At 68.7% G+C, this 14,320-nt stretch carries 18 protein-coding genes; 13 read left to right on the forward strand and 5 right to left on the reverse strand.

The window, feature by feature from the left end:
- Positions 1–33 precede the first annotated feature (33 nt).
- A complete protein-coding gene (locus tag OG558_RS29050) occupies positions 34–1,017 on the reverse strand; it encodes a type IV toxin-antitoxin system AbiEi family antitoxin domain-containing protein (protein ID WP_405065834.1) in 984 nt (327 codons plus the stop codon).
- A 199-nt stretch (positions 1,018–1,216) separates the two neighbouring features.
- Here OG558_RS29050 and OG558_RS29055 point away from each other — a divergent pair, with 199 nt between their 5' ends.
- The 3 genes from OG558_RS29055 (at position 1,217) to OG558_RS29065 (ending at position 4,659) form a co-directional block, all read left to right on the forward strand.
- A complete protein-coding gene (locus OG558_RS29055; protein WP_405065835.1) occupies positions 1,217–2,590 on the forward strand; it encodes a class II 3-deoxy-7-phosphoheptulonate synthase in 1,374 nt (457 codons plus the stop codon).
- Positions 2,587–3,609, forward strand: a complete 1,023-nt coding sequence (locus OG558_RS29060; RefSeq protein ID WP_405065836.1) for a threonine aldolase family protein — start codon at positions 2,587–2,589, stop codon at positions 3,607–3,609. Before OG558_RS29055 ends, OG558_RS29060 begins: the two co-directional genes overlap by 4 nt.
- 72 nt (positions 3,610–3,681) lie before the next feature.
- Positions 3,682–4,659, forward strand: a complete 978-nt coding sequence (locus OG558_RS29065; protein ID WP_329475791.1) for a ribose-phosphate pyrophosphokinase — start codon at positions 3,682–3,684, stop codon at positions 4,657–4,659.
- A gap of 60 nt (positions 4,660–4,719) precedes the next feature.
- Here OG558_RS29065 and OG558_RS29070 read toward each other — a convergent pair whose 3' ends face one another.
- Positions 4,720–4,971, reverse strand: a complete 252-nt coding sequence (locus OG558_RS29070; RefSeq protein ID WP_405065837.1) for a hypothetical protein — start codon at positions 4,969–4,971, stop codon at positions 4,720–4,722.
- 182 nt (positions 4,972–5,153) lie between these two features.
- Between OG558_RS29070 and OG558_RS29075 the strand changes: the two genes are divergently transcribed.
- The 9 genes from OG558_RS29075 to OG558_RS29115 all read left to right on the forward strand — a co-directional run bounded on the left by OG558_RS29075 (position 5,154) and on the right by OG558_RS29115 (position 10,570).
- On the forward strand, positions 5,154–5,525 hold the full coding sequence (locus OG558_RS29075; protein WP_405065838.1) for a MerR family transcriptional regulator: 372 nt from the start codon (positions 5,154–5,156) through the stop codon (positions 5,523–5,525).
- A gap of 36 nt (positions 5,526–5,561) precedes the next feature.
- Positions 5,562–5,900 carry an alcohol dehydrogenase catalytic domain-containing protein gene (locus OG558_RS29080; protein ID WP_405065839.1) on the forward strand — a complete coding sequence of 113 codons (339 nt, stop codon included), beginning with the start codon at positions 5,562–5,564 and terminating at the stop codon, positions 5,898–5,900.
- A gap of 59 nt (positions 5,901–5,959) precedes the next feature.
- Positions 5,960–6,577 (forward strand): zinc-binding dehydrogenase, encoded by a 618-nt coding sequence (locus OG558_RS29085; protein WP_405065840.1) that lies wholly within the window; start codon positions 5,960–5,962, stop codon positions 6,575–6,577.
- A gap of 58 nt (positions 6,578–6,635) precedes the next feature.
- A complete protein-coding gene (locus OG558_RS29090) occupies positions 6,636–7,118 on the forward strand; it encodes a MarR family winged helix-turn-helix transcriptional regulator (RefSeq protein ID WP_405065841.1) in 483 nt (160 codons plus the stop codon).
- A gap of 102 nt (positions 7,119–7,220) precedes the next feature.
- Positions 7,221–8,090, forward strand: a complete 870-nt coding sequence (locus OG558_RS29095) for an SDR family oxidoreductase (protein WP_405065842.1) — start codon at positions 7,221–7,223, stop codon at positions 8,088–8,090.
- 102 nt (positions 8,091–8,192) lie between these two features.
- Positions 8,193–8,495, forward strand: coding sequence for a flavodoxin family protein (locus tag OG558_RS29100; RefSeq protein WP_405065843.1), 303 nt, complete (start codon positions 8,193–8,195; stop codon positions 8,493–8,495).
- A gap of 9 nt (positions 8,496–8,504) precedes the next feature.
- A complete protein-coding gene (locus OG558_RS29105) occupies positions 8,505–8,771 on the forward strand; it encodes a hypothetical protein (RefSeq protein ID WP_405065844.1) in 267 nt (88 codons plus the stop codon).
- An 83-nt stretch (positions 8,772–8,854) separates the two neighbouring features.
- A complete protein-coding gene (locus OG558_RS29110) occupies positions 8,855–9,976 on the forward strand; it encodes a Gfo/Idh/MocA family protein (protein WP_405065845.1) in 1,122 nt (373 codons plus the stop codon).
- Positions 9,977–10,042: 66 nt separating this feature from the next.
- Entirely contained in the window at positions 10,043–10,570 is a 528-nt protein-coding gene (locus OG558_RS29115) for a hypothetical protein (RefSeq protein WP_405065846.1), read from the forward strand.
- Positions 10,571–10,769: 199 nt separating this feature from the next.
- Here OG558_RS29115 and OG558_RS29120 read toward each other — a convergent pair whose 3' ends face one another.
- A complete protein-coding gene (locus tag OG558_RS29120) occupies positions 10,770–10,973 on the reverse strand; it encodes a hypothetical protein (RefSeq protein WP_405065847.1) in 204 nt (67 codons plus the stop codon).
- A 155-nt stretch (positions 10,974–11,128) separates the two neighbouring features.
- Between OG558_RS29120 and OG558_RS29125 the strand changes: the two genes are divergently transcribed.
- Positions 11,129–12,199: a glycoside hydrolase family 172 protein gene (locus OG558_RS29125; protein ID WP_405065848.1), complete on the forward strand. Its 1,071-nt coding sequence runs from the start codon at positions 11,129–11,131 to the stop codon at positions 12,197–12,199.
- Here OG558_RS29125 and OG558_RS29130 read toward each other — a convergent pair.
- Both OG558_RS29130 and OG558_RS29135 read right to left on the reverse strand, forming a co-directional pair.
- Complete coding sequence (locus OG558_RS29130; RefSeq protein WP_329475802.1) at positions 12,196–13,407, reverse strand: glucoamylase; 1,212 nt, start codon at positions 13,405–13,407, stop codon at positions 12,196–12,198. The genes OG558_RS29125 and OG558_RS29130 overlap by 4 nt on opposite strands.
- Positions 13,408–13,424: 17 nt before the next feature.
- Positions 13,425–14,306: a DMT family transporter gene (locus OG558_RS29135; protein ID WP_329475803.1), complete on the reverse strand. Its 882-nt coding sequence runs from the start codon at positions 14,304–14,306 to the stop codon at positions 13,425–13,427.
- Positions 14,307–14,320: the final 14 nt, after the last annotated feature.

Below are 14,320 nucleotides of genomic sequence, written 5' to 3' on the forward strand. Positions count from 1 at the left end.
ACCGAATAGCGCCAGAAACCCTCCACGAGGTGCTCAAAAGCCTCCACGAGCGGAGCAGATCGGCGAGCACGGGGCGAGGACGCCGGGCCAGCCGCGGAGGGTGAGCGCCGCGGCGATCTGGCCGGCGGCGGCACAGGGGTCGGAAACCAGCTGGTACCCGAAGCGGAGCGTGATCTTGCCTTGGAGCATCGCGGTGTTGTCCCGGCGCATGTCCCGCCAGGTCGACATGGCGTCAGCATGACCGGTGCGACCGTCGACCTCGGCGATCACGTCGTACGGAACGTACTCGACGTCGCGGTAGTTGACCTGCTTGCCGTAGGTCGCGCGGACTTGCCGGTTGGCAGCTGGCAGACCGTGGGCACGCTCGACGCGGATCAAGTAGGTCTGCTCGAGGAACGACTGCACACCGGACGCGGCGTCCGAGAGGACCTGCAGCAGCGTTGCCCGCCCACGGAGTCGCGGGAGGCGGGCCAACTCGGCGAGCAAACGGTCCGGAGTCGTACGCCGTTGCCGGCAGACGTCGAGAACAAGCGCCGCCCGTCGATCCGGAGCGAGACGACCGGCAGCCGCGGTCAGCACCGCCACCTCCAGTCGAACCACGCTCGGCTCGCGCCCGTCCTGGAGCCACGAAGGGAAGTCCTGGTGACGGGTGATCCGGATGCCGGACCGACGCTCCAGCTTGCGGCTCTGAGGAACCGCGAGCTGGATCGTCCGATCGTCCCAGTCGCCGCTGAGCCCGTGCCATCGCAACGCGGTCTCACCGGTCAAAGCGGCTTCCGGGCCGCACGCCAGCCAAGCGGCCCACGCCCTGGTCGCCCACGGCAAGGGGCCGGTGAAGTCCACGTAGACGCCTTGATGGATTCGCCGGATCTGCCGATTCCGGCATCGCCGCGCCAGCGTGCTGTCGTCGATCCCGCTCGCTACCGCTTGGGCGCGGCTGAAAGCACCCTGCTGCCGACCGCGCAGCTCGACGAACCGCCGCACCAGCTCGTCGTCCGCCTGTTGTAATCCCTCCACACCGACAACATGCCCGCGACACCTGGCCGGTTGGACGATGACTTGCCCCCTGTGGACAGCCTCGCCGGACCTTGGTGGGCTTTGCGGCGCTCAGGGGGTATTTCCCTCCTAGATCGGGAGGGAGATCCTCCCCACTCCGCGTCGTGGGGTGGTGAGACGGGTTACGGAGGGGGTGGTGGGGCTGGCTTAGGCTGAGCGCATGCAATTTGCGACGTTGACGGCGGGGGAAGTGCCGGGGGTTCCGAGTCTGGACGAGTTGCGGGCGTTGAAGCCGCTGCAGCAGCCGGAGTGGCCGGATGCGGGGGTGCTGGATCAGGTGATCGGCGAGCTGCGGAAGCTGCCGCCGTTGGTGTTCGCGGGTGAGTGCGACGACCTGACCACGAAGATCGGGGCGGTCACGCGCGGCGAGGCGTTCATCCTCCAGGGCGGCGATTGCGCGGAGACCTTCGAAGGTGTGACGGCGGAGAACATCCGGGCCAAGCTGCGGGTGCTGCTGCAGATGTCCGTCGTACTCCAGTACGCCGCGAGCGTGCCGGTCGTGAAGGTCGGCCGGATCGCGGGTCAGTACGCCAAGCCGCGGAGCTCGGGCCTGGAGACGCGGGACGGTGTCACGCTGCCGACGTACCGCGGGGATGCCGTCAACGGACTCGAGTTCACCCCCGAGGCGCGGATCCCGGATCCGCAGCGCCTACGGGGCGTCTACAACGCGGCCGCCGCGACGCTGAACCTGACTCGCGCGTTCACCACCGGTGGGTACGCCGATCTGCACCAGGTGCACGCGTGGAACACCGACTTCGTGAAGTCGTCGCCGGTCGGGCGGCGCTACGAGCAGCTGGCGTCCGAGATCGAGCGGGCCCTCGCCTTCATGCGGGCCTGCGGCGCAACCTCGGACGAGTTCCGGACCGTCGACTTCTACGCGTCACACGAGGCGCTGATCCTCGAGTACGAGCACGCGCTGACCCGGATCGATTCGCGCACCGAGCAGCCGTACGACGTCTCCGGGCACCTCCTGTGGGTGGGGGAGCGGACGCGGCAGCTGGACGGCGCACACGTCGAGTTCCTGGCCTCGCTGACGAATCCGCTGGGCGTGAAGATCGGGCCGACCACGACGCCGGAGTACATCCGGACCCTGATCGACAAGCTGAACCCGAAGGGGATCGAGGGCCGGCTCACGTTCATCACCCGGATGGGCGCGGGCAAGATCCGCGCGGCGCTGCCGCCGCTGCTGGAGGCCGTCCGGGACCACGGTTCGCCGATCGCGTGGGTGTGCGACCCGATGCACGGGAACACGTACGAGACGCCGAACGGGTACAAGACCCGCAACTTCGACGACGTCATGGACGAGGTGCAGGGGTTCTTCGACGCCCACGAGCAGGTCGGCACCTGGCCGGGCGGCGTGCACATGGAGCTCACCGGGGACGACGTGACCGAGTGTCTCGGCGGTGGCGAGGAGCTGGTCGCGGAGGATCTCGTGAATCGGTACGAGACCGCCTGCGACCCGCGACTGAATCGGCACCAGTCGCTGGAGCTGGCCTTCCTGGTCGCCGAGCGGCTGCGTGGCGTGCGGGCATGATCGATCTGCGGTCCGACACGGTCACCCGCCCGTCGGCGGGGATGCTGGCCGCGATGACGTCCGCACCGCTCGGGGACGACGTGTACGGCGAGGACCCGACGATCAACCGGCTCGAGGAGACAGTCGCCGGGCTGCTCGGGCATGAGGCCGGGCTGTTCACCGTGACGGGGACGCTCGCGAACATGCTCGGCGTACGGGCGCTGGTGCCTCGCGGTGGCGAGGTGCTGTGTGAAGCGAGTGCGCACATCGTTCGCGCCGAGCTCGGCGCGCACGCGGCCGTCAGCGGGGTCACCACGCGGACGTGGTCAGCGCCGGCGGGACAGATCGACCTCGAGCAGATCCGCGCGCTGATCGCTCCGGACCTCGGCCCGTACTTCGTCACCACCTCGGCGGTCTCGGTCGAGAACACCCACAACTTCGGTGGTGGGGCCATCCAGCATCAGTACGACGCTCTCGCCGACGAACTGGACGCCCGCGGCCTGCCGCTCCACCTGGACGGCGCCCGGCTGTGGAATGCGTCCGTGGCCGCCGGTGTCCCGGCCTCGGCGTACGCCTCTCGCGCTGCCGCCGTGAGCGTCTGCCTCTCCAAGGGCCTCGGTGCGCCCGTCGGCTCGGTCCTGGTCGGCTCGACTGAGCTGATCCGTGAGGCGCGTGTCTGGCGTAAGCGCCTGGGCGCCGGCTGGCGACAGGCGGGCGTCCTGGCCGCCGCCGGCCTCTACGCCCTCGAGCACAACGTGGAGCGCCTCGCCGAAGACCACGCCAACGCCCGCCTGATCGCGGAAACCCTGGCCGACGCCGCCCCCGGCTCGGTCAAACCCGACCAGGTGGAAACCAACATCGTCGTGGCCGACCTCTCCGCCACCGGCACACCCGTGCCTCAAGTGGTCGAGTCCGCCCGCTCCGCAGGTCTGTTGGTCAGCGGCGTCGGCCCCACTCACCTCCGCGTGGTAACCCACCTCGACGCATCGACCGAAGACTGCCGCGCCGCCGCGGAAACCCTCGCCCGCCTGGTCAGTTGAGCACCGAGGTCTCGATCAGCCGAGCCCCGAGATAGGGTGCAGGTGTCGTGGTCGCAGCGTTCGGGGAGAGCCGTGCGAGAGATCGTCGTGTTCAGCGGAAGTGCCCACACTGGTTTGGCGGAGCGGATCTGTGCCGATCTCGGCGTACCGCTCGCACCGGTGGAAATCCATCGTTTCAGCAACGACTGTCTGCAGGTGCAACTCCAGGAGAACTGCCGGCAGCGGGACGTCTACATCGTGCAACCGCTGGTGCCGCCGACGCAGGAGCACCTGATGGAGCTGCTGCTGATGATCGACGCCGCGCGCGGTGCGTCGGCCCAGCAGATCACCGCCGTGATGCCGCACTATGCGTACGCGCGGTCGGACAAGAAGGACTCCTCCAGGATCTCGATCGGCGGCCGACTGGTCGCCGACCTGCTGGTGACGGCCGGCGTCGACCGCGTCTTGACCATGGCCCTGCACGCGCCCCAGGTGCACGGCTTCTTCTCGGTCCCAGTCGATCACCTGACGGCGATCGGCGTACTCGCGGACCACTTCCGCGACCACGATCTGACCGACACCGTCGTCGTCAGCCCGGACCTGGGCAACGCGAAGACGGCGACGCTGTTCGCCCGGCTGCTCGGCCTCCCGGTCGCGGCGGGCAGCAAGCAGCGCCTGGCCGACGACCGCGTCGTGATCGACGCGATCGTCGGGGACGTGGCCGGCAAGCGGGCGATCATCCTCGACGACGAGATCGCCACGGGCGGCTCGATCATCGAACTCCTGGACCGACTGAAGGACCGCGGCTGCACGCAGGCGGCCGTCGCCTGCACCCACGGCCTGTTCGCCGGCGCCGCAGTCGAGCGGCTGCGATCGCACCCGTCGATCACCGAGGTGATCAGCACTGACACCGTGCCGCGCCCGGCCGGCTTCCCCGAACTCCAGGTCAGCTCGGTCGCCGGCCTGTTCGCCGAGGCCATCAAGCGCATCCACGAGGGCGAATCCGTCAGCAGTCTCTTCGACGGCGTAGACCCCACCCACGCCCCACCCCAACCCAAACTCCCGTTCTAACAGGGTCCGACCCACGCGCGACCGACCGGTCGGCGTCCGCGGTCGAGCGGACTCGATTCCTCAGCCCGTTTTTCCGGCCAGGTCCAGGGTCCGCTCCACGCCGATGCGCCAGGCGGCGACGCCGCGCGTCCGTTCGTCCGCACTCATGTGCGGTTCCCAGCCGTGCGTGATGGTGTAGTTCGCACGCAGCTCGTCCAGCCCCGACCAGAACCCGGTCGCAAGCCCCGCGGCGTACGCGGCGCCGGTGGCGGTGATCTCGGCCGCGGCCGGAGCGACCACGTGGGAGCCGAGGACGTCAGCCTGAAACTGCATCGGGCTGAACCTCCTGTTACGAATACTTCGTCGCCCGCAGATCGCGCGGACTCCCCTCGATCCTGGCGCTGCCGACCTCGCGGCGGATCGGCGTCATCGCTGATCCGCTGCGGGAATCACGAAGGGTTCGCAGTCGGGCAATGGGTGGAATCTCGCCTGAACTGTGCGCGTTGGATGCGACTGTGAAGATCGGTGAAGCCGCCCGGAGCAGTGGCGTGAGCCCGAGGTCGTTGCGGTTCTATGAAGAGGAAGGGCTGATCGTCCCCGGTCGGTGCAGTAACGGGTATCGCGACTACTGCCGGTCCACGATTACGCGTGTCCAGGTCATCCGCTCGCTGCTGGAGTCCGGGCTGCCCGTGCGACTGATCAAGGACGTTCTGCCGCGGCTCATGGACGCACCCGGCGCGAGCGCCGAGCTGCTGCGGACGGAGTTCCTCGACGAGGTGCAGAGCTATCGCGATCGGCTCGCCGCACGCATCGCAGTCCTGGGTGCCCAGCAGTCGGCCCTCGATGCCTTCCTGCTCGAAGCCCGCCGTACCGCCCGATCGACTTGACCCTGACATCAGTGTGAGGCTCGTAGCTTCGGGCTCATGACGATGAATGACCAGCAAGACGCCGTCCGCACGACGATGCCGGCACTGCTTCAGCGGTCGCAGCGTGGGCCGGAGGATCTGCTCCTCAGGACCGACCAGGGCGTCCCCACCCCAGGCACGGGCGAGTACCTGATTCGTGTTGGCGCCGCCGGAGTCAACTTCGCGGACGTCATGCAGACGTATGGAACCTATGCGGGCGGACCGCAGGCGCCGTACGTCGCGGGCTTCGAAGCGGCGGGCGAAATCGTCGCGTCGGACCTGATGTCGAAGGTGCGCTCCCGCTTGGTACTCACGTCATCGGAGTCGGCCTTGGGGCCTTCGCCGCGTACATGGTGATGCCGGCCGCAGGAGTGCTTCCCGTCCCGTCCGGCTGGAGCGACGCGGAGTCTCTCGGCATGGTCCTGAACTGGACGACCGCTCTGGCCGCACTGCGGCCACTGGGCGAGATCAGGACAGGTGACACGGTGCTCATCCATGCGGCGGCCGGCGGAGTCGGGCAGGCCGCCGTACGCCTCGCCCGTCACTATGGTGCGCGCGTCATTGCCACGGCGTCGCCGGCGAAGCATCACGCTGTCCGCCTGCTCGGGGCCGACGAGGTCCTGGACAGCGCACGGCCCGACCTTGCTGAGCGGATCACCCAACTGACAGGCGGCGTCGACCTGGTCCTCGAGTCTGTCGGGCGGGCTACGTTCGAGGTCAGCCTGTCGGTCACCAAGCCCTTCACCGGGCGAGTCGTCGTACTCGGGGCTGCCTCCGGGGACGCCGGCCTGACCACGCACGACTTGGTGTTCACCCATCAGGTCCAGGTGAAAGGCCTGCATATCGGCGTACTGGCCACCGCCGCGCCCGCCCTCTACCGGGCTCTGCTCGACGAGATCAACGCTCTCATCGCCCAAGGTGTGTATCGCCCGGGCACTCCCCGGATTCATCCTTTGGCCGACGGCCCGGCGATCCTCCGGAGCCTCGGCGCCGGCCAAACCTCCGGCAAGCTCGCCCTCGACCCGTGGAGCTGACCGGAGCCGGATAGTTCGTGTCACGAATTAGCTGGGAAACGAGTGCTAGCGTGGCAGCGTGGCTAAGCATGATGACGGTCGGATCGGGGTAGTCGCCGGGCTGGTTCGCTCGGCGTTCCTGGTGAATGCGGTCTACGCACAGGCGAGCCGGGAGCGTGGATTGACGCCGCAGCAGGGGCAGTTGCTCTGTGTGCTGATGGCCGAGCCGTACGGCATGAGCGCGCTGGGCATGATGCTGGGGCTGGCCAAGTCGAGCATGACCGGATTGGTGGATCGCACGGAGCGCAACGGTTTGGTACGGCGCGAGCCCGATCCGCGGGACACCCGGGCGGTGCGAGTCGCCCTGACGCCGCGCGGCCACGTGGTCGCGGAGGAGTTCTACGCGGAGACCTGCCGGCGCATCGACAAACTGCCTGCGGGCCTGAGTGCCGGCGAGCGGCACGCCCTCGCGGGCCTGTTGGGCCGCGTCGTACTCGACAACGAGGCTCCCGCTGTCTTCCTGGAGTTGGACGAGACGGGCGGTGCCGCGACGCAGACCTGATGCCGGGGACCCTTCCTGCCGGACATTTGCAGTTCGTACTACGAACCATTATGGTTCGTAGTACGAATTGTTGTCGGTAGCAAGCTGTGGAGGGAAAGCATCATGTCGGATCTCATTGCGGTCACGGGTGCCACCGGACTGCTCGGAAGGCTGGTCGTCGACCAGTTGCTCGCCCGGACCTCGGCCGAACACGTCGTGGCGATCGCGCGGAACCCGGACAAGGTACCGGTAGTGCTGGAGAAGTCCGTCCAGACCCGCATCGCCGACCACGACGACCGCGCGGCGGTCGATGCCGCCGTCGCCGGCGTCGACGTCCTGTTGCTGATCTCCGGAAACGAGTTCGGCAAGCGGATGGCCCAGCACGAGAACGTGATCCGGGCCGCCCAGCAGGCCGGGGTGTCCCGCATCGTCTACACCAGCGCACCACACGCGGACACGAGTGAGACCGCGATCGTGGCCGAGCACAAGGCCACCGAGTTGATGATCCGTGAGTCCGGCCTGACGTACACGATCCTGCGCAACAACTCGTATCACCAGAACTACGTGCCGTTCCTCGAGCCCGCCCGCACCACCGGAGCGATCATCGGCAGTGTGCGCGACGGCAAGGTGGCCAGCGCCGATCACGTCGACTACGCCGAGGCGGCCGCTGTCGTCCTCTCGAGTGCCGGACACGAGAACGTGGCCTACGAGTTGACCGGCGACACGTCCTGGACCTATCCCGAACTCGCCGCGACAGTCGCGGACGTGCTCGGTACGCCGGTGACGTACCAGGACCTCTCGCCGGCCGAACACGCCGAGGTGCTCAGGGCGAGCGGCGTCGACGGCCCGACCATCGACTTCCTTGTCCAGTTGGATGCGGATGTCGCGGCCGGCGTCTCGGCGGAGGCGACCGACCGATTGCGCCACCTGATCGGCCGACCCACCACGCCCCTCCTGGACGGCTTACGCGCAGCCGCCGCCAGACTCCGCTAACCCCTCGCCGGCGCCGGTGTGCAAGGCCGAGGGGTGACAGATGGCTTACGCCCTCTGTAAGCTTGTGCAACAGTTGCATGTGCATAGATTAGGAGTGAGCCGGTGGGCCGCAGCTTCCTGTTTCTCGAGGGGACGACGCGTCCCGGTGGCAATACCGAGGCGCTGGCGCGGTCCGCGGCGGAACACCTGCCGGCCGAGGTCGGCCAGACCTGGCTGCGGCTGAGCGACCTTGACCTCGAGCCGTTCCGTGACATCCGGCACGACGGTGATGGTGTGTATCCGATCCCTTGCGGTGATCATCGGCGGTTGCTGGAGGCAACGCTGGATGCGACCGACCTGGTGATCGCGTCGCCGCTGTACTGGTTCACCGTGTCGGCGGCAGTGAAGGAGTACTTCGACCACTGATCGGGCTGGATGCGAGTGCCGGGAGTGGACTTCCGGGCCCGGATGCGGGGCAAGACGCTGTGGGCGATCTGCGCCCACACGGCGAAGGATCCGGCCGAGGTCGAACCGATGCTCGGAACACTGCGGCTGATCTCGGATTACCTGGGCATGCACTGGGGTGGCGAGCTACTTGCCTATGGCAACCGTCCGGGGGAGGTGCTGACCGACCAGGGGGCTGCTGACCGCGCCCGCGACCTCTTCGCCGGCGTGGCCGCGACGCAGCCGGTAGCCAGCTAGGCGCCTGCTCCCTGCGGAAGGCAGCGTGGGGCGGCGCGGCGACGGAGGGGCCGGGCGTGGCGCCGCGTGGGAGGATCAGGTGCATGGCGGACACGGTGCGGATGGGTGTGGTCGGGGCGGGGAGTATTTCGGTGCGGGGGATTCTTCCGCATCTGGGGCAGGCGGATCTTGCGGGGCGGGTGACGCTTGCTGCGGTGTGCGATCCGGTGCCGGGGCGGGCGGATGCGGCGGCTGAGAAGTTTGGGGTCGAGCAGGGGTTTACGGAGTATGAGGACCTGCTGGCTCGTGGGGATGTCGACGCTGTCACGATCGCCTCGCCGATTGGTTTGCACTACGAGCAGGGCAAGCTCGCGTTGCAGGCCGGGAAGCACGTGCACTTCAACAAGACCATGACGATCACGGTCGCCGAGGCGACCGAACTCATCGATCTCGCGGCCGCCAACGACCTGCGGATCGTCGCCTCGCCGGGGGAGATGCTGCGCCCCCATCACGTCCGGACCCGCGAGCTGATCGCCGAGGGCGCCATCGGCACGCTGTCCTGGGTGAGCTGCGGCGCGGCGTTCGGTACCTATCACGAGGACGAGTCCGTGCGGAGCGGCAACGACGTACTGACGAACATCGATCCGTCGTGGTACTTCCGCAAGCCCGGGGGCGGACCGATGTACGACATGACGGTGTACGCGCTGCACGCCGTGACCGGGATCCTCGGCCCGGCCAAGCGAGTGACGGCGATGTCCGGCGTACGGGTTCCCGTGCGCACCAGCGGAGGAGTGGACGTCCAGACGGACGCCGACGACAACACCATCGTGCTGATCGACTTCGGCGACAACCTCTTCTGCGTCGCGACCGGGACCGCCGCGGGACTGATGCGGGGCGGCTTCGGCGGTGCGTACTACGGAACGACCGGGACGATCGACGGACTGCTGCTCAACGGCGAGCCGTTCGACTTCCCCAACCGCAACCCCTCCGAGCTCTCGCCCCGCGGGACGGGCAACCAGGCTCTGCTTCCGCACGTGACCGGCGTGCATCGCGAGATCGAGGAGCAACATGTATATGAGGACGTCATGCAGCTGGTCGACTGGGTCCGTGAAGACAAGCCCTCGATCGTCACCGCCGAACACGCGCGCCATGTGATCGACATCATCGAGTCCGCGTACCGAGCCTCCGCGACCGGTCGGACGCAGGATCTCACGACCTCCTTCTGACAGATGCGCGGCGTCACGAGACGCTCCACGAGCCCGGTACTGCGGTGGGGCGTTATCGTCTGCGGCATGCAATCCGTGTCGCCGCGCGTCCGTGCCCTTCTCGCCGCGGTTCTCTGTGTGGCGATCGCCCTCGGTGCGGCGCTGGCGGTGGACAGCAGACTCGATCGGCACTGGATTCTGCGCGGGCTCACCTTGTTCCTCGCGCTGTGCTGCACCGCGCTGCTGCTCACCGATCAGAGCCGGCAGTTCCGGCTGGTCATCACCGCGATCGGCTTGCTGATGTTCGGCCTGGTCTTCCCGGTCACGACGACAACCTGGGCGACGCCGCCGGAGATCGACTTCGCGCTCGCGGTCGCGACCGACGCGAAGAACGCGGCCATGAAGGACGCTCGCAGCGCCGTCACGGTCGCCGACGTGAAGGCCGCGGCCGAAGCCCGCGGTGGTGCCGTCGGCTCGCTCAAGACGGAGAAGAGCCCGCAGGTCCGTGGCGCGGACGCGTTCCCGCTCATCGTCCGCGCCAAGCCCGACCAGGGCCGCCCGCGGGCGTGCGTCTCCTTTGTCAACGGCCTCGACGCCGAGGTCCGCGCCTGCTGAGCTGCACCGAAGACAGGAGGTAGTCGGTCGAGCGGCCATCGCCGACCGGCTCCCAGGCGGAGGACGGCAGCACAGCACAGATATACGTCCTGTCCTTAGGCACGCGACTACGTCCCGGCTGCCCTCAGGCACGCGGCTCCCGCCGCCCGGTGGTTTAGGCACGCGGCTGGCCCCGGCTGTTCCTTTCCTTGGTGCGCGGTTAGGTCCGGCGGGCGAGGTCCTCGGCGCGGTCCAGTGGGTTCCAGGTGATCGGCGTGCCTTCCAGTTGGGCCTCGACGACCACGAGCCCGGCTTCCCACCCGGCGGCGGCCGGTCCGGCGGCGTCCGGCTCGGACAGGTGAACACGAGCCGGCTTCCCTCCGCCGTTCCGGTGATCTCCCAGGTCAAGATCTCGCCGGCCCATTCGTACTCGAGCACCGACGGCGGCTCGTTCCGCAGGATCCGCCCGTTCGGCGCCCGATCCGGGTCGTCCGCCATCCCGTGTCGCGAAGCACAGCCTATTCCAGTTGGCGGGCAATCGATTTCTTGTCGACCCACGGCCGTCTTAGGGTCGCGGGTATGACTCTTGGGAATCTGTCCGGCATCAGCGCGCTCGCCGACGTCGAGTCGCGCTCCATCAGTGCGGAGAACCCGACCGGCGAGCCGGGCCAGGGTGGGCGGCGGACCGAGGGGACCGGCGCCCACGCGGCCCGGGATCTGGGTCAGGGCTGGAAGGTCTCGCCGTCGATCGAGATCGGTCCGGGCGAGACCGCCACACTGGCCGACATCGCCGGGTCCGGCTGCATCACCCACATCTGGCTGACCACGCACGTTGACAACTGGCGGCGGCTGGTGCTGCGGGCGCACTGGGACGGCGACCAGTCGCCGGCGATCGAGACTCCCGTCGGCGACTTCTTCTGCTCCGGCTGGGGCAAGTTCGCCCAGGTGAACTCGCTGCCCGTCGCGGTGAACCCGAACGGCGGCTTCAACAGCTACTGGGAGATGCCGTTCACCGAGCGGGCCACGCTGACCCTCGAGAACACCCACGACGAGAAGGTCGTCGTCTACTTTCAGGTCGACTACTGGCTGGGCGCCGTACCGGACAAATCGGCGTACCTGCACGCGCAGTGGCGCCGGAGCAACCCGCTGCCGGACAAGACCGTCCACACCCTGCTGGACGGCGTCGAGGGTCCGGGGCACTACGTCGGCACCTACCTCGCGTGGGGCGTCAACAGCAGCGGCTGGTGGGGTGAGGGCGAGGTGAAGTTCTACCTCGACGGCGACGACGAGTTCCCGACCATCTGCGGTACCGGGACCGAGGACTACTTCGGTGGCGCGTGGAACTTCGACGTCCCTCACCTGGGTGGCTACACCGAGTTCAGTACGCCGTACCTCGGCATGCCGCAGGTGATCCGGCCGGACGGGCAGTACGCGAGCCAGCAGCGGTTCGGCATGTATCGCTTCCACCTACCTGACCCGATCCGCTTCAAGGAGAAGCTTCGTGCCGACGTCCAGGCGCTGGGCTGGCGCTCTGGCGGCCGCTACCTCCCGCTGCGGGACGACATCGCGTCGACCGCGTTCTTCTACTCGGCCAGGATCAGTACGGCGCGACCGGACGCGCCGACGCACGACGTGATGGAGATCTGCTAACCGGGAGTCGGCAGCGCGTTCTGCAGCGCCGTGCCGGCGAGGACCACGAGGGCCGCGGTCCAGCTGAGCGGAGCCTCGCCGGCCGGTTGCAGATCACGGTTGACCTTCTCCGGCAGGGCGCCGGTGCTGGTGCGGTGCCGGTCGAGCCAGGTCAGCAACGCATCGGCTGTCGTGTCGTCTCCGCGAGCCGCCGCGCTCAGCGCGAACAGCGCCGTCTGCGGTGTCCAGGAAACCCCGTCCGCCCGCCAGTCCTCACCAGGTGTCACACCACCATTGGGCTGCGTCAGTACGGCGCGCGCCCGGTCGATCGCCGTGGACACGGCCTCCCGGGCCGGCGCGAACGGCGGCCCCAGGACGGTGATGATCGCGTCGGCGCCACCGCCGAGCTGGACGGGGTCGACGCCCGGCTCGACGAAGCTCGTCGCGCGGCCCGGAGTGCGTGGATAGTCCGGCCCGAAGGCCCGATCAGTTGCCTTGGACAACTTGTCGAGCGCGGCGCGCCACCGGGTGGCCTCGTCCGGGCGGTGCTGCTCGGTGGCGATCAGGACCGCGCAGCGAAGGCCGGCCAGCAGCGGCGCGACCGTGCCCAGGGTCACCTGCGACTCGGGTCGTTCCCAGTAGTCGGCCGACGGACCGGGCAGGCCGTCCGCGTTGAGCTCGGCGACGATCTGCTCGGCCGACTCGCGGACCAGCTCCCAGTACCTGCTACCGCCCCGGCAGAACCATGTTGCCCAGAGCACCCATCCGGAGCCGTCCAGCTGGGGTTCGCGGCCGTCGCCGATCAGGCCGCCGGTCTCGGTGTAGCGGGCTTCCCAGCGCCCGGTCCGCGGCCGGACGCCGTTGAGAAAGGACAGCACCTTGAAGGCTTCGTCGTACTGGCCGATCGAGCAGCGGGCCGCGGCGACGAACGACGCGTCCCTCGGCCAGACGTAGCGCCACGGCCCGTCCCAGCCCGCGAGAGTCGCGCCGCTCGGCAGGGTGAGGGCGTCGAGGTCGGACAGAGCGTGACGGATCAGATCGCCGTACTGTTCGCCGCCACCGCCCAGCGACGAGGTCGTGTGGGGCGCCGTACGGCCCGGGACTCCGTCGGCGACCAGCCGCGGTTGCGGATTGCGGACCAGGTTGCTCGCTGTCCCCGCGGCCAGGAACGCGAGCAGCACGATGATGACGACGGCCGCAAAGCCCCGCCCCTCATTCCCCTGCCGCATCGCCCCTCCTGACCCGCCTATTGTGCGAGGTGCTGCACCTCGGCCTCGATCTTGCGCCGCGGTGCGAGCTCCACCAGATACATCGCCGACAGCACCAGGGCGCCACCGACCAGCATCCTCCAGGTGACGCTCTCGGACCCGAACAGGACTGCGAAGGCCGACGCGAACACCGGTTCCATTGTCATCGCGATCGCCGCCCGTGTCGGGTTGAGATGTGCCTGCGCCCAGGTTTGCACGATCAGTGCGAGCGCGCCTGCGATCAGTGCCATGTAGATCACACTGACCCAGTCGCCGCCGGTGCTCGGGACGGTGAAGCCGCCGGGCAGCGCGCCGATGGCACAGACGCAGGTGATCACGATCATCTGGAGGGACGACAGGCCGAAGGCGTTCTGGGGTGTGGACCAGGCGCCGAGCCCGATGATGTGCAGGGCGTACAGGCCGGCCGACGCGAGCGTGAGCAGCTCGCCGGTGCCCATGCTGAAGCCGTTCAGCGACAGGACGCCGAGGCCGACCGTGGCGAGGATCACGGCGACCCAGGCCCAGCGGCCGATCTTGTGGCGCAGGATGACCGCGGCCAGCAGCGGGGTGAAGACGACGTACATGCCGGTGACGAAGCCGGACACGCTGGCCGAGGTGTGCCGCAGGCCCTCGGTCTGGACCAGCTGCGCGATGCCGTAGGTGATCCCGAGGGCAATGGCCCGGCCGCGGTCGAGGCGGCTCAACCGGGAGATCGCCGGCGGGTGGACCAGGACGAGCGCGACCGAGGCGATCAGGAATCGCAACGCCAGGTAGTCGGCGACGTCCATCCTGGTGAGCAGATCCTTGGTCAGGAAGAACGTGGATCCCCACGCCGCCGCCACCGCGAGCAGGGCGAGTACGGCGATCCGCGGGTGATTCACGCCGGACATCTCAT

Source organism: Kribbella sp. NBC_01510 (genome assembly GCF_045040325.1).
Taxonomy (GTDB): domain Bacteria; phylum Actinomycetota; class Actinomycetes; order Propionibacteriales; family Kribbellaceae; genus Kribbella.

Coding starts and splice junctions, on each gene's coding strand:
- OG558_RS29055 (WP_405065835.1), top strand. CDS start 1,217: ATGCAATTTGCGACGTTGACGGCGGGGGAAGTGCCGGGGGTTCCGAGT.
- OG558_RS29060 (WP_405065836.1), top strand. CDS start 2,587: ATGATCGATCTGCGGTCCGACACGGTCACCCGCCCGTCGGCGGGGATG.
- OG558_RS29070 (WP_405065837.1), bottom strand. CDS start 4,971: ATGCAGTTTCAGGCTGACGTCCTCGGCTCCCACGTGGTCGCTCCGGCC.
- OG558_RS29080 (WP_405065839.1), top strand. CDS start 5,562: ATGACGATGAATGACCAGCAAGACGCCGTCCGCACGACGATGCCGGCA.
- OG558_RS29085 (WP_405065840.1), top strand. CDS start 5,960: ATGGTCCTGAACTGGACGACCGCTCTGGCCGCACTGCGGCCACTGGGC.
- OG558_RS29095 (WP_405065842.1), top strand. CDS start 7,221: ATGTCGGATCTCATTGCGGTCACGGGTGCCACCGGACTGCTCGGAAGG.
- OG558_RS29105 (WP_405065844.1), top strand. CDS start 8,505: ATGCGAGTGCCGGGAGTGGACTTCCGGGCCCGGATGCGGGGCAAGACG.
- OG558_RS29110 (WP_405065845.1), top strand. CDS start 8,855: ATGGCGGACACGGTGCGGATGGGTGTGGTCGGGGCGGGGAGTATTTCG.
- OG558_RS29115 (WP_405065846.1), top strand. CDS start 10,043: ATGCAATCCGTGTCGCCGCGCGTCCGTGCCCTTCTCGCCGCGGTTCTC.
- OG558_RS29120 (WP_405065847.1), bottom strand. CDS start 10,973: ATGGGCCGGCGAGATCTTGACCTGGGAGATCACCGGAACGGCGGAGGG.
- OG558_RS29125 (WP_405065848.1), top strand. CDS start 11,129: ATGACTCTTGGGAATCTGTCCGGCATCAGCGCGCTCGCCGACGTCGAG.
- OG558_RS29130 (WP_329475802.1), bottom strand. CDS start 13,407: ATGCGGCAGGGGAATGAGGGGCGGGGCTTTGCGGCCGTCGTCATCATC.